The sequence below is a fragment of the Thermostichus sp. OS-CIW-29 genome (genome assembly GCF_054058195.1).
The window spans coordinates 41011-53677 of the sequence record NZ_JBSSAB010000003.1 but is presented as its reverse complement, the minus strand read 5'-3'; the positions used below and the strand labels follow the sequence as shown (position 1 = coordinate 53677).

Here is a 12667-nt window from a genome sequence, read left to right as displayed (position 1 = left end):
TTCGGTGAGGTTTGCATGGAGATTCATGGATGGGCTCAATCGATAGGCTCAGGGAGCAAGACGGCTCCGCCTCGGGAGATCGAACGCTGGCCCATTGCAGAACCCCAGTTGTGCGGCCCAGCCTGTTCGCGAAAGCGTCGCGTAGCGATAGTCCACAACAAGACAGGGTTTGCGCGCGGAAAGAAGCACCTTCTCAGGGTAAAATTTTCTGGTTAGATCTGGGCTAGGTCGAAGAGGCACACTTTTCTGTTGCACCTATCGACTCGACCCCATCACGCCTGTTACCTGCCCTGGGTACTGAGTTAAGAGTGTCTCCATTCCAGAATCCGGCCCAGCTTTTGCCTGCTGCTCACCCCGCCCTTGGTCAAGTTGATGCTTGGCGAGCCCCACAGCGGCAGGAGCCAGCAATAGCAGCATTATAGCGCTTGTGGGATCCCTCAGCCCAGACAGACCCTTAGCCCTTGGGTTGCTCCCAGAGGAAGTGCTCAATCTGGATCGGCTAGGGGGTTCTCCCACAACAGGCGCAGCCGCTTTGCCGTCTGTAGTGTCCAGTGGGGCAACCCCAATGACTCGGCCATTTGAACCAGATGGGTGGGCCGCAGGTAGGCACCGTCGTTGCGGCAACTGCCCCGGTAAAGGAGGCAAGCGCTGCCCTCGGGGGTCAGGCCCTGAAACTCTAGGTAGTAAAGCAGGGCGCGGGCATTGAAGGGAGAGGACTTGCCAGACTTGGAGGTTTTTTCAATCCAGATTTCCTGCGCGTCTAGGATCTGGGTGACCCAGGCAGGCCAAGAGGACTCCGTCCCGCTGCCGTGAACGGCTTTGGGCAACTCGCAGCTCACCGTAAGCTGATATTCGGCGGCGTAAACGGCTGCGGTGGCCGAGGGATCCCGAAGGCTAATTTCTTGGACCGCTTGGATGGGGATCTCCGGGGGCAGCTGTTCGCTCAGAAGGGCGCGCAGTTTCTCAGGCGTCAGAGGACCTTCAGGCCGATCCAGCAGCTCCAGATCCAGGATTTCGCCGTAGCCTTCCTGGCCGATGGGCAGAGCGTTGGCGTTGGCCAGGCGGGGCATGGGGTGGTAGCCGCCGCTGAAGGCCAGAGGTAACCCCGCTCGCCGACAGGCCCGTTCCCACAGGCGCATGAGATCCAGGTGGCCCAGCCAGCGCAGATCCCCGATTTTGCCGTAGGTGATGCGGAAACGCTGGGCAGGTGGCTCCGGCTCCAGGGGATCCGGGGTGGGGGTGGGTTTGCTCTGCAGGGGCGGGACGGGCGGAGGGGGAATGACGATGTTGTGGCCGAAGCCGGGGCCGCAGATGCCGCAGGCGGAGCAGCCCTCGAAGGAGCAGTCTTCCACGGTGAGGGCTTCCAGGGCGCGGCGGTAGTCTTTTTGCAGCCATTTTTTGTCGATGCCGGTATCGATGTGATCCCAGGGCAAGGGATCCTCCAGGCCCAATTCCCGGATGGGGAGATGGGCGCAGAGGGCGACCGGATCGGCGGCAGGATCCACCTCTTCGCCGCAGTAGGCCCTCACCCAGGCAGCATAGGCGGTGTCGATGCTTTCCCACCAGGCATCCATGCCGGCACCGGCCCGCCAAGCCCGCTCGATCATCTGTCCCAGGGAGCGATCCCCTTTGCCGATGAAGTCTTCCAGGATGCTGAAGCGGATATCGGTGAAGTGGGCTTTGACGCCCCGCAGCCGCCGCAGCTCCTTCTGCAGCAGGGCCTGCTTCCGCTGCACGTCGGCATAGTCTACCCGGTGCCACTGGAAGGGGGTGTGTGGCTTGGGGGTGAAGTTGGAGAGGGTGAGGGTAAATTCCACCCGCTTGCGACCCAGGGCTGCACATTCTCGCTGCAGCATCTCGACGGTGCGGGCGATCCCCAGGACATCGGCGTCGGTCTCGCCGGGCAGGCCAATCATGAAATAGAGCTTGATTTTGTCCCAGCCCTCTTGGACGGCGGTGCGAATGCCGCGAATCAAGTCGGCATCGGTGAGGCCCTTGTTGATGATGTCCCGCAGCCTTTGGGTGCCAGCTTCGGGGGCAAAGGTGAGGCCGGAGCGGCGGGATCCCTTCATGATGGCGGCAATTTGCTCATCAAAACGATCCACCCGCTGGCTGGGCAGGGAAAGGGCAATGTGTTCTCTGAGGAGACGGTTGTGCAGCTCCGCTCCCACCGCCGGCAGGGAAAGGTAGTCGGAGCAACTGAGAGAAGAGAGGGAAAATTCGTTGTAGCCGGTCTTGCGCAAGCCCTGCACCACAGCCTCCACCACTGCTTCCGGAGCCACATCCCGCGCTGGGCGGGTAAGCATTCCCGGCTGGCAAAATCGGCAGCCCCGTGTGCAGCCCCGCCGCACTTCCATCACCAGGCGGTCGTGGACGGTTTCCACCAAAGGCACCAGGCCGACGGAGTATTGGGGTTGAGGCAGGGCCACCCGACGGCGGATGCGCTCCGGCACCCCAGGCACGATGGGCCGCGGTGGGATCCCTTCGTAAAACTGGGGCACGTACACCCCCGGCACCTGGGCCAGCTCCAGCAAGACCTCTCGGCGGGGCTTGGACAGGGATCCGGCCAGCACTTGGCCAATTTCCGGCAGCACCTCTTCCCCATCTCCGAAGACGAAGAAATCGAAAAAGTCGGCAAAAGGCTCTGGGTTGGAGGTGGCGGTTGGCCCACCGGCAAAGATCAGAGGGCACTCTTCCGGGGTAAAGGGCTGCCGCTCCCACCACTTGAGCGGGATCCCGGCCAGGTCCAGCATCTCCAGGATGTTGGTGCCCCCCAGCTCGTAAGCCAGGCTGAAGCCAATGATATGGAAAGCGCGCAGAGGGCGGCGGGACTCCACGGCAAACAGCGGGATCCCCAACTGCCGCAGGCGGGCCGCCAGATCCGGGCCTGGCAAGTAGGTGCGGTCACACAGTTGATCCGGCTGGGCGTTGAGGATGTTGTAAAGGATGAGGTGGCCTAGGTTGGAAGCTCCCACCTCGTACAGCTCTGGATAGCTCAGCACCCAACGCACCCGTGCCGAATCCCAAGGACGGTGGACGGCGCCAAACTCTTTGCCCAAGTAGCGGGCTGGCCGCTGAATCTCAGGGGTGAGCAGGCAATCCAGATCGATGGGACTCAGATCAGTTTGCGCAGTAGCTGGAGAAAGCATTGAGATCCGCCGAGACGTTGACACAGTCACTGATCTGACTCTAGCCGAACTTTTCCAGCAACCCAAACGAAGGGAGAAGCACTTTGCCCCTCTGAGCCCCTAGGTTACAGCCACATCCATTTTGAATGAGCCCGAGGAATGCTCCTCAACCCCTATTCTCGCAGCCAACGGGTGGTGCCATCTTTTTGATCGATGAGGGTGATGCCCAGGGCTTTCAACTGATCCCGAATGCGATCTGCCTCTGAAAAGTTTTTCGCCTTACGGGCTGCCGAGCGCTGCGCGATCAGCTCCTCGATTTTTTTAAAGTTAAGTTCCCCATTTGTAGCTGCTTCTTTGGATCCCTCGAATTCAGAGAATGAGGGCCAACAGAATCCCAAAGTAGCCAAAATCTCCAGCAAGGCAGCGCTTTTTTGTTTGAGGGCCTGGGGCTCCAGATGGGTTTGGCCTTGATGGGTGAACAGGTTGTGTTCGCGGGTGAGTTCTTTGGCCAATTCAAAGGCGATAGCCAGCGCTTCAGGGGTGCCAAAATCATTGTCCATAGCAGCTTGAAAGGCTTGCATGGCCTCAGCATCAGGGGATCCCTTTTCTTCTTTGCAGAAGTGCTGGGCACAGTGGATCCCTTTCTGGAGGGTTTCCCAGCCACGGCTAGCCGCCTGCATGGCTGCCTCGGTGAGATCTATGGGGCTACGGTAGTGGGTCTGCAACAGAAACAGCCGCAAGGCCATGGGGTGATAGACGGCGAGGGCCTGTCGCAGGGTGGTGAAGTTGCCCAAAGATTTGGACATTTTCTCGCCGTTGATGTTGAGAAAACCGTTGTGCATCCAGTACTTGGCCATCGGCTTGCCGGTGATTGGCTCCGATTGGGCCAGCTCATTTTCGTGGTGGGGGAAAATCAAATCTGCCCCGCCGGCGTGAATGTCGATGTGATCTCCCAGGGTCTCCCGCACCATGGCGGAACATTCGATGTGCCAGCCCGGTCGCCCCCAACCCCAAGGGGAGGCAAACCCCGGCTCAGAAGGGGGGGCCGCTTTCCAAAGGGCAAAGTCGAAGGGATCCTGTTTCTCAGCTCCTTCTTCTCCTACCCGGCCACTGGCTCCCGCCTCCATCTCCTCCAGTTTTCGACCGGATAGCTGGCCGTAATCCGGGAACTTGCGGACAGAGTAGTAAACAGAGTACTGAACAGAGGCGGGGGTCTCTGGCTGGTGTCCCGCTTGCAGGAGGGAAGACTGGTCGGTCTGGTGTCGAATGGGATCCCGTACCCGGTAGGCAAAGCCTTTGAGCTCCAAAGATTGGATCAACTGGAACATGGCTTGCAGCGATTGCGTTGCCCTCGGGTAGAAATCGGCCCGCTTGATGTTCAGGCAATCCATATCTCGGAAATACTCGGCGATGAAGCGCTCCGCCACCGCTTGCATGGATTCGCCACGTTCCAACGCCCGCTTGAGGATCTTGTCGTCCACATCGGTAAAATTCTGCACATACTTCACTCGGTAGCCGCGCCACTCCAAGTAGCGACGCACCATGTCCCAAACCACGTAGGTACGCGCATGGCCGAGGTGGCAGAGGTCGTAAACCGTTACACCACAGACATACATCCGCACCAGGGGCTTCTCCTCCGCAACTGGAGCTGCAGATCCCTGGGAATTGCCGACGGAAACGGATTGAGATCCACCTGCTGCCAGCGGCTGAAACACTTCCTTGCGGCGAGTCAATGTGTTATAGACAACCAAATCCATGGGTATCCCTAGTTTGTAGTTTCAGCTACAGCAAAACAGGCTTTGTCTTCCAAAAAAAGACGATGGCGCACTTTGTCTTGAATCGGATGAGGCTCGACAAAATCTCAACGAGCCAAGGGCTGGAACCATTGTGAGGCAAGCATTGTGGCTGAAATTACCTGCCAAGACTTGTCTAGATTTGTTAACTACGGTACTCTAACCTGAGTGCGAGCCAGCCTGTTCATTAGCGAGCTCCACCCCGGCTTGAGTCACCCCTGGGGTGCTCGGTGCCAAGGGGCTTATGCCCCTCATTTTGACATCTTCTTCTCTTGCACTCTAGTGTCAGCCTGTTGGTGTGAGGATGCCTTTAAAACCCACTTTCCCCAATCCCCAAAACGGGGAGCTGGATTTCCGCGGTGCTGCCGTGAGCACCCTTTCCCCCCCACCCCCAAAGGGCTCGGCAGGGATCCCTTCAGAACAGTCCTGGACTTCTGCGGATTCATCTGCCGAGGAAGCCTATCTTCTGGAGTGGGCTCCAGCCCCTCTCTCTGGGCGGTCGAAGCCAAGATGGGTTGGTTTGGCCCTCTCTCTCAGCTTAACGGGCCTGGTATGGCTTCTGAAGCTGGAGGCGGATCCCTGCGCAGAAGCTGGGGAAGAGCAGCTGCCGGCCACCCCCAGGTGCCCAACCGAGCCTGAGACAGCCCATCCAGAGCCGGGGGATTCTGCTCCTGCGCGTCGGGGATATCCGGCTTGGGCCACTGGTCTTTTGCTGATGCTGGGCTTGGCCGGAGTCGCTACCCTACAGCAGCGACAGTTGAATCGCCCCCTGTCTCCGGCGGTAGAGCCGATCCCACCCTCTGTGCATACGCTATCTGGCGCTCTGCAGCAAAACTACGAGCGGAAAAAGGAGCAGCTGCGCCAAGCCTTCGCAGAAGGGCGAATCCCGACAGGAGAAGGGCCCAGAGGCATTCTGGAGCATGAAATTCAGCCGGGGGAAACCCTCTGGCAACTGACCCAGATGTATCAGCTCGACGCGGCTGCCATCACCGTCTCCAATGGTATTCAGGCCAGTACTGAGCTGAAGCCGGGGCAAGTTCTCCTCATCCCCAGCCAACCGGGATTGATCTACACCGTCAAGCAGGGAGACACACTGGAGGACATTGCCAACCGCTACCGAGTTCCCCAGCAGCGGATTATCGAAGCGACTCCTCTGGATCGCCCGGAATATCTGCGCATTGGCCAACGCCTGCTCATCCCCGGCGATGTGGGCGAGTTGATCCAGCGTCAGAAGGAGATGATCGCTGCCCAGAAAGCTCGCGAAGAGGAAGAGCGCCGCCAGCAAGAGGAGGAAGCCCAACGCCAAGCCGAAGCCCAAGCTCGATTACAGGCGGAACAGCAACGCCGGGCCCAGCAAATGGAACAAGAACGGCAGGCCCTCTTGGCCGGTGGATCCCTGACCCACACAGTTGGAGCCAGTGACACCATCGAACGGATCGCCGCCCGCTATGGGGTAACTCAGCGATCCATTATTCAAGCCAACAACTTGCGCAATCCCCACTGGCTGCGCATTGGCCAACGCCTTACGATTCCGGCGCCGGGTACGCAGCCCACCCCTGCTCCTGCCCGACAGGCTCCGCCAGCGCCCCCTCCAGCCCCTCCCCAGGTTCGCAGCAGTGGGTTTGTCTGGCCGGTCTCCGGGCAAATCACCTCTGGCTTTGGCTACCGTCGCGGTCGCCTTCATGCAGGGGTAGATATTCCTGGCCCCGTGGGATCCCCCATTGTAGCCGTTCAGGAGGGAGTGGTGATCTTCGCGGGGAATGCTGGGGATGGCTACGGCAATCGAGTGGACATTCGCCATCCCAACGGAATTGTTACTCGCTATGCCCACGGCCATCAGATTTATGTTTCCACGGGACAGTACGTGCAGCAGGGGCAGACAATCATGAGCCGCGGCAGCACTGGCTGGAGCACAGGGCCGCATCTGCACTTTGAAGTCCGCCCCGGCGGGGGCGCGCCTGTGGATCCCCGGCCTTATCTGCCCTGATCCTGTCTTGAACAGAGACCGTGCAGAACAGCCAGCCTGGCCATAAATTGCTAGCCTAAAGACAGCAAACTCCAGACCGTAGGAACACGCCGATGCAGTGGGTGAACGCGCTCTCCCAGCTCCCTTCCCTAGAAGCGGCTCTGCGGCAGGTGGTGGAGGAAGCCAAGGCCAAGCTTCAGGCGGCCCAGCTGAAAAGTGCCTTGAGTCGGCAGGTGCAGACGGTGGGATCCGGCAGCTTGCCGGGGCTGCTGACGGGGTATGTCCCCTCTCAGCCTCTGCGGCCCAACCTGGGGGTTTTGTTTGTGTCGGCGGCCTTTGCCAGCGAATACATCCGGGTGTTGCCGTTGCTGTCGGGGCTGCTGGAGGTGGACGTTTTGATCGGCTGCTCCGGGGGTGGCATTGTGGGTGGCGGGCATGAAATTGAGGATGGCCCGGCTCTCTCCTTGTCTTTGGCGGTCATGCCGGAGGTGGTGCTGCATCCTTTTCATCTGCGGGGGAACCAATTGCCAGACTTGGATGCGGCTCCTTCTGCCTGGGTCGATTGTGTTGGGGTTTCGCCGCAGAGCAAGCCTCATTTTCTGCTCTTGGCCGATGGATTTTCCTCTGGCATCTCAGAGTTGCTGCAGGGGTTGGATTTCGCCTATCCGGGATCCGTCAAAGTGGGGGGATTGGCCAGTGGGGGCCGCGGCCCTCGGGGCAATGCTCTGTTTTTGCTGGATGCGCGTACCCTCACACCTCGGCGGGAGCTGTATCGAGAGGGCACAGTGGGGCTAGCGCTCTACGGCAATGTGGTGCTGGATGCAGTGGTGGCCCAGGGGTGTCGCCCCATTGGGGATCCCTTGCGGGTGACGGAAGCAGAGGGGAATGTGATTCTTGGCTTGGAGGGTCGCCCTCCTCTAGCGGTTTTGCAGGACTTGGCAGAGCGGCTCAGTCCCGTGGATCAGCGATTGGCCCGCCACTCTCTCTTCATCGGCCTGCTGATGGATGAGTTCAAGTCGGAGCCGACGCCGGGAGATTTCCTCATTCGCGTAATCTTGGGCGTTGATCCGCGCGTGGGGGCGCTGGCCATCGGGGATCAGGTGCGCCCTGGCCAGACGGTGCAATTTCATCTGCGGGATGCCCAGACTTCGGCAGAAGATCTGCGTTGGGCCCTCAGCCGCTATTGTGCCGAGCGCAACTTGAGGCAAAGCCCCTCTCAACCGAGGCCGGAGCCTTGTGGGGCGTTGATGTTCTCCTGTTTGGGGCGAGGCAAGGGCCTGTACGGCACTCCCGATTTTGACTCGCAACGGTTTCGGGAATTGCTTGGAGAGCTGCCCTTGGGGGGGTTCTTTTGCAATGGTGAGATCGGCCCCGTTGGGGGATCCACCTTTTTGCACGGCTACACTTCCTGCTTCGGGATCTTCCGGCCCGCCCACTAGAGGGGGGATCCCTTGCCCTAAGAGCCGGCAAAATTAGATAAACTGAGGATCTGCTGTCAACAGCTTGGTCAAGGGTTTCTCATGCAGCTTCATCTTAGCGAGCCGCCACTCACTCAAGGGGAATGTGCCCTGGTCTATTGCTTTGCCGCTTCCGGCGGGAATGGCCGCTTTCCTCTGCCCCCTGAGATCGCCTCTTGGGATGAAAAGGCGTGGTCAGGGCTGGTGGCGGAAACCGTTCAGGAGCAGGGGTTTCAGGGGAAGCCGAATAGCAGTGTTGCCCTGCGCCTGACAGGAGAGATCCGCAAACTGGTGTTGGTGGGGCTAGGGGATCCCGCCGCCCTAACGCTAGAAGCCCTACGACGGGCCACAGCCAACGGCCTGCGCCAGGCTCACAGCCTAAAAGCCAAGCAGGTGATGCTGTCTTTGCCGGAGACGGGGTTGGATCGGGTGCGTGGGGTTCAGGCGGTGGCCGAAGCCTGCCTACTGGTGGCGCACCGGGACAATCGGTTTAAATCTTCAGCCAAAGGGGAAGAGGAAAACAGCTTTTCTGTGCAGGAAGTAACTCTCTTGGTGCCGGGGTTGGCCCAGGCTCGCCCCGATTACGAAGTCGCGCTGCAGCGGGCCATTGAGATGGCGGCAGGAACCATCTTGGCTCGGGAATTGGTGGCTGCCCCCGCCAACATTGTTACTCCTCTTGCCCTGGCCGATACCGCCCGCCAACTGGCCCAGGAATATGGTCTAGAGGTGGAGATTTTGGGACAGGAAGAATGCGAAGCTCTGGGGATGGGGGCTTTTTTGGGTGTGGCCAAAGCCTCTGACCTGCCGCCCCAGTTCATTCACCTCACCTACAAGCCGGCACAAGGGGATCCTGTTACCAAATTGGCCCTGGTGGGCAAGGGGCTGACCTTTGATTCCGGTGGGCTGAACATCAAAACCGACTCCCGCAGCATCGCCATGATGAAAACCGACATGGGGGGAGCAGCGGCAGTTTTGGGAGCTGCACGGGCCCTAGCCGCCCTCAAGCCGCAAGTGGAGCTGCACTTCATCGTCGCTGCCACGGAAAACATGATCAGCGGCCATGCCATCCACCCAGGGGATATCCTCACCGCCTCTAACCAAAAGACCATCGAGGTCAACAACACCGACGCAGAAGGTCGCCTCACCTTGGCGGATGCACTGGTGTTTGCGGAAAAGCTGGGCGTTGATGCCATCCTCGATCTGGCTACCCTGACCGGTGCCTGTGTGATTGCCCTGGGGGAAGAAATTGCCGGCTTGTTCACCCCGGATGAGACGTTGGCCCAGGAGCTACAGCAAGCTGCCAACCTTTCCGGCGAAAAAATCTGGCGCCTGCCGCTGGAAGAAGGCTACTTCGAGGGTCTCAGCTCCATTGTGGCCGACATGAAAAACACCGGCCCCCGCTCAGGGGGATCCATCACCGCTGCCCTGTTCCTGAAGCAGTTTGTGGAGAAAACCCCTTGGGCCCACCTGGATATAGCAGGCCCCGTTTGGACAGAGAAGGATGCAGGCTACAACAACAAAGGGGCCACCGGTTATGGGGTGCGCACCCTGGTGGAGTGGGTCTTGGCGCGGCAAGCCGCAGCAGCTTGCTCATAACCCCGCCTTTCTGGACGTTGGGCCTTGAAAAAGCATCTACTGAGGGAGGAGCCAAGGGCTGCTTGGCTGGAGCTGTCCGATCCCTAAAATAGGCTTAAAAAAGAGTCTAGGTATTGAGTAGCACTTTGCAAGGCTTCCCCTCAGGGAATAGGATCCCCGCATCAAAGTAGCTGGCACAAGGCCCCCTGCGCCGGATCCTCCCATGAAAGACCTTTACCGCGAGCTGGAATTACAGCCCAATGCAACTCTAGAAGAAATTAAAGAGAGCTACAGGCGGCTTGCCAAAGAATACCATCCCGATAAACTTCACCCAGATACACCTGTTAAGGGGCGGCAGTACATTGAGGAAAAGTTTAAGTCTATTCAGGAAGCATACTCGGTCCTGAGTGATCCTGTGAAGCGAAAAGCCTATGACTCCCAAAGGCTTTCCCAGACTTCGCCCACAAAAGGGAGCGGGTATGACCAAGACTTAAAAGCAGAACGCGGTTACAGCACACAAGATGGCAAACCTTGGCCCTTTGACTTCGACAAGATAAAGGAAGCTGCAGAAGAGATAGAACGTCGTAAGAAAAACATCGAGGCCAACTATAACCAAAGAGTAGAGCAAGTTAAGTCTGAGTTAAGGAGAAACTTGATCTCTATCGGAATAAAACAAGAGGAAGCTAAAATTGATCATACCTTTGCCACCAAAAGTGACACTATACTGGGTGCCCTCTCGCTTTTAGTCCTGAGCTTGTTCATTGGTGCCTTAAGTAGCTCAATCGGGCTTGTGCTCTTTCTAATCTCAGTTATTAGTCTTTTTATGGCCATTTTTGATAAAGGATATAGCAAGTCGCAAGTTGAGAGCGCTAAGAAGCTACAGGAAGAGGCAAAATCAGTAATAGCCCAGATAGAGAAAGATAGGAACTCGAAGCTTTCCCAGCTTGAGCTTCACTGTAGAAGTAGGATCGATCATTTTAAAGCTGTCCCTATCGAATCTATATCCCCATTTTATAAGTGGGCTGAGTGGGGAGGATCAGCTATTTTTGCTAACTGCAATGAAGGAAAAGGCAGATGCTAAAAGCCTAGAAGAAAACTTGAAGATAGCGGCTGGAGTTGCTGTGGGTATTGGCATACTAGCCGCCTTATTTGGGCTGGGAGGTGGATTTCACCCATTCTGAATCTCAAGAAGAGGCAAAACACTGCTTCATCTCCTGCAGCACCTGGGCATCTTGAGAGGCCGTTCTCGCGCCCGCTTGAGCAGCCCAGCACTTAAGACTCTCGATTTGGTCGCGGGCAATCGAGGCCAAAGGCACGGTTTCGCGGATGGCCTGCAGGATATCCTCTTGGGTAAAGTCCCGCCGGGCGCCGCTGCCACTGCCCCCAAAGGCGTTGTACATGGCATCTACAATGGCTTGCTCGATCTCGGCACCACTGAAATCCTGAGCTGCGGCTGCCAAGGCTTCCAGGTCGAACTCTCGCAGGCGGCTGGGGCGCAACCGCTGCAAATGCACCCGGAAGATCTCTTTGCGCTCAGCGTGGGTGGGCAGGTTCAAGAAGAAAATCTCGTCAAAGCGGCCCTTGCGCAACAGCTCTGGCGGCAGCAGCGGCACGTTGTTGGCGGTGGCCACAATGAAAACAGGGCTGGTTTTCTCCTGCATCCAGGTAATCAGGCTGCCAAACACCCGGCGGCTGGTACCAGAATCTCCATCGGCACTGCTGGTGATGTTGCCAAAGGCTTTGTCGATCTCGTCGATCCAAAGCACGCAGGGGGCCATCGCCTCTGCCAGTTGGATCATCTGCCGCACCCGGCTTTCCGACTCGCCGACGATGCCGGCAAACAGCCGCCCGGCATCCAATCTCAGCAGGGGCAGCCGCCACTCATTGGCGATGGTCTTGGCGGAGAGGGATTTGCCGGTGCCCTGGATCCCGACCAGCAGCACGCCTTTGGGGTTGGGCAGGCCATAGCGCCGCGCCTCTTCGGTAAAGGCTTCCTGGCGCACCCGCACCCAGGCCTTGAGATTATCTAGGCCCCCCACGCTTTTGAGGGTCTCGCGGGCGGTGAAAAACTCCAGGATGCCGGTTTGGCGGATGGCCTGCTTTTTTTCCTCTAGCACCAGGTCGATATCGGCTTCATTGACCTCCTGCTTGGCGGCCAAAGCGCGGGCCAAAACGCGGCGAATACGTTCTCGGCTCAGCCCTTGACAGGCTTTGACCAGTTGCTCGCGGGCCAGAGGGGTAAGCTTGAGCTTATCTGGAGCCACATAGAGCTGGATGAGGCGGCTGATCTCTTCGCTGTTGGGCAGGGGAATATCGACGACGGTGATCTCCTCCGTCAGGTCGCTGGGCACTTCCAGGGTGTGGCTGAGCAGGATCAGCATCTTGCGGGTGCGCTTGAGCTCGCGGCTGAGGTTTTTCAGCTCCCGGATGATGGGAGCGTTTTTGTCGCTGCTGGCGTTGCGCAACACAAAGTGCAGATCCCGCAGCACAAACAGGGTGTCCTCGTTGGGGGCAGAGCGCCACACCCGCCCCAGAGCTGCCATGATGGAGCCCCGATCCTCGCCTGTATCTTGCCAGCCCCGCACCAAGTCCCAGAACAACAATTGCCGCGGTGGGTCTGTCCGTCTGGCTACTTGGGTTAGCACGGCATCGGCAGGCTCTTCTTCTGGAGAGACCAAGTAAACCAGGGGGTAGCGGGCCCGGATCATCAAATCCAGCTCTGTCACCAGCCCTGCTTGCAGCTCCGCC

The 12667-nt window shown here is 58.8% G+C and carries 7 protein-coding genes; 4 read left to right on the top strand and 3 right to left on the bottom strand.

Features of this window, described 5'->3' with window-relative positions; all coding sequences use genetic code 11:
- Positions 1 to 485 precede the first annotated feature (485 nt).
- Both ACVWZJ_RS01890 and cysS read right to left on the bottom strand, forming a co-directional pair.
- A complete protein-coding gene (locus ACVWZJ_RS01890) occupies positions 486 to 3149 on the bottom strand; it encodes a TIGR03960 family B12-binding radical SAM protein (RefSeq protein ID WP_011433419.1) in 2664 nt (887 codons plus the stop codon).
- Positions 3150 to 3301: 152 nt separating this feature from the next.
- Positions 3302 to 4885, bottom strand: a complete 1584-nt coding sequence (cysS, locus tag ACVWZJ_RS01885) for a cysteine--tRNA ligase (protein WP_041436596.1) — start codon at positions 4883 to 4885, stop codon at positions 3302 to 3304.
- A gap of 340 nt (positions 4886 to 5225) precedes the next feature.
- Between cysS and ACVWZJ_RS01880 the strand changes: the two genes are divergently transcribed.
- The 4 genes from ACVWZJ_RS01880 to ACVWZJ_RS01865 all read left to right on the top strand — a co-directional run bounded on the left by ACVWZJ_RS01880 (position 5226) and on the right by ACVWZJ_RS01865 (position 11000).
- Positions 5226 to 6908 carry a M23 family metallopeptidase gene (locus tag ACVWZJ_RS01880; protein WP_238376731.1) on the top strand — a complete coding sequence of 561 codons (1683 nt, stop codon included), beginning with the start codon at positions 5226 to 5228 and terminating at the stop codon, positions 6906 to 6908.
- Positions 6909 to 7000: 92 nt separating this feature from the next.
- On the top strand, positions 7001 to 8326 hold the full coding sequence (locus tag ACVWZJ_RS01875) for an FIST signal transduction protein (protein WP_011433416.1): 1326 nt from the start codon (positions 7001 to 7003) through the stop codon (positions 8324 to 8326).
- Between the two features lie 81 nt (positions 8327 to 8407).
- Positions 8408 to 9940 carry a leucyl aminopeptidase gene (locus ACVWZJ_RS01870; RefSeq protein WP_011433415.1) on the top strand — a complete coding sequence of 511 codons (1533 nt, stop codon included), beginning with the start codon at positions 8408 to 8410 and terminating at the stop codon, positions 9938 to 9940.
- A 202-nt stretch (positions 9941 to 10142) separates the two neighbouring features.
- Positions 10143 to 11000 (top strand): DnaJ domain-containing protein, encoded by an 858-nt coding sequence (locus ACVWZJ_RS01865; RefSeq protein WP_011433414.1) that lies wholly within the window; start codon positions 10143 to 10145, stop codon positions 10998 to 11000.
- Between the two features lie 103 nt (positions 11001 to 11103).
- Here the strand turns inward: ACVWZJ_RS01865 and ACVWZJ_RS01860 are convergent, their stop codons facing one another.
- Complete coding sequence (locus tag ACVWZJ_RS01860) at positions 11104 to 12627, bottom strand: AAA family ATPase (protein ID WP_238376975.1); 1524 nt, start codon at positions 12625 to 12627, stop codon at positions 11104 to 11106.
- Positions 12628 to 12667 lie beyond the last annotated feature (40 nt).

What these genes read in the sequence shown, in the direction of transcription:
- ACVWZJ_RS01890 (WP_011433419.1), bottom strand. Translation starts at nt 3,149, where the DNA reads ATGCTTTCTCCAGCTACTGCGCAAACTGATCTGAGTCCCATCGATCTG.
- cysS (WP_041436596.1), bottom strand. Translation starts at nt 4,885, where the DNA reads ATGGATTTGGTTGTCTATAACACATTGACTCGCCGCAAGGAAGTGTTT.
- ACVWZJ_RS01880 (WP_238376731.1), top strand. Translation starts at nt 5,226, where the DNA reads ATGCCTTTAAAACCCACTTTCCCCAATCCCCAAAACGGGGAGCTGGAT.
- ACVWZJ_RS01875 (WP_011433416.1), top strand. Translation starts at nt 7,001, where the DNA reads ATGCAGTGGGTGAACGCGCTCTCCCAGCTCCCTTCCCTAGAAGCGGCT.
- ACVWZJ_RS01870 (WP_011433415.1), top strand. Translation starts at nt 8,408, where the DNA reads ATGCAGCTTCATCTTAGCGAGCCGCCACTCACTCAAGGGGAATGTGCC.
- ACVWZJ_RS01865 (WP_011433414.1), top strand. Translation starts at nt 10,143, where the DNA reads ATGAAAGACCTTTACCGCGAGCTGGAATTACAGCCCAATGCAACTCTA.
- ACVWZJ_RS01860 (WP_238376975.1), bottom strand. Translation starts at nt 12,627, where the DNA reads ATGATCCGGGCCCGCTACCCCCTGGTTTACTTGGTCTCTCCAGAAGAA.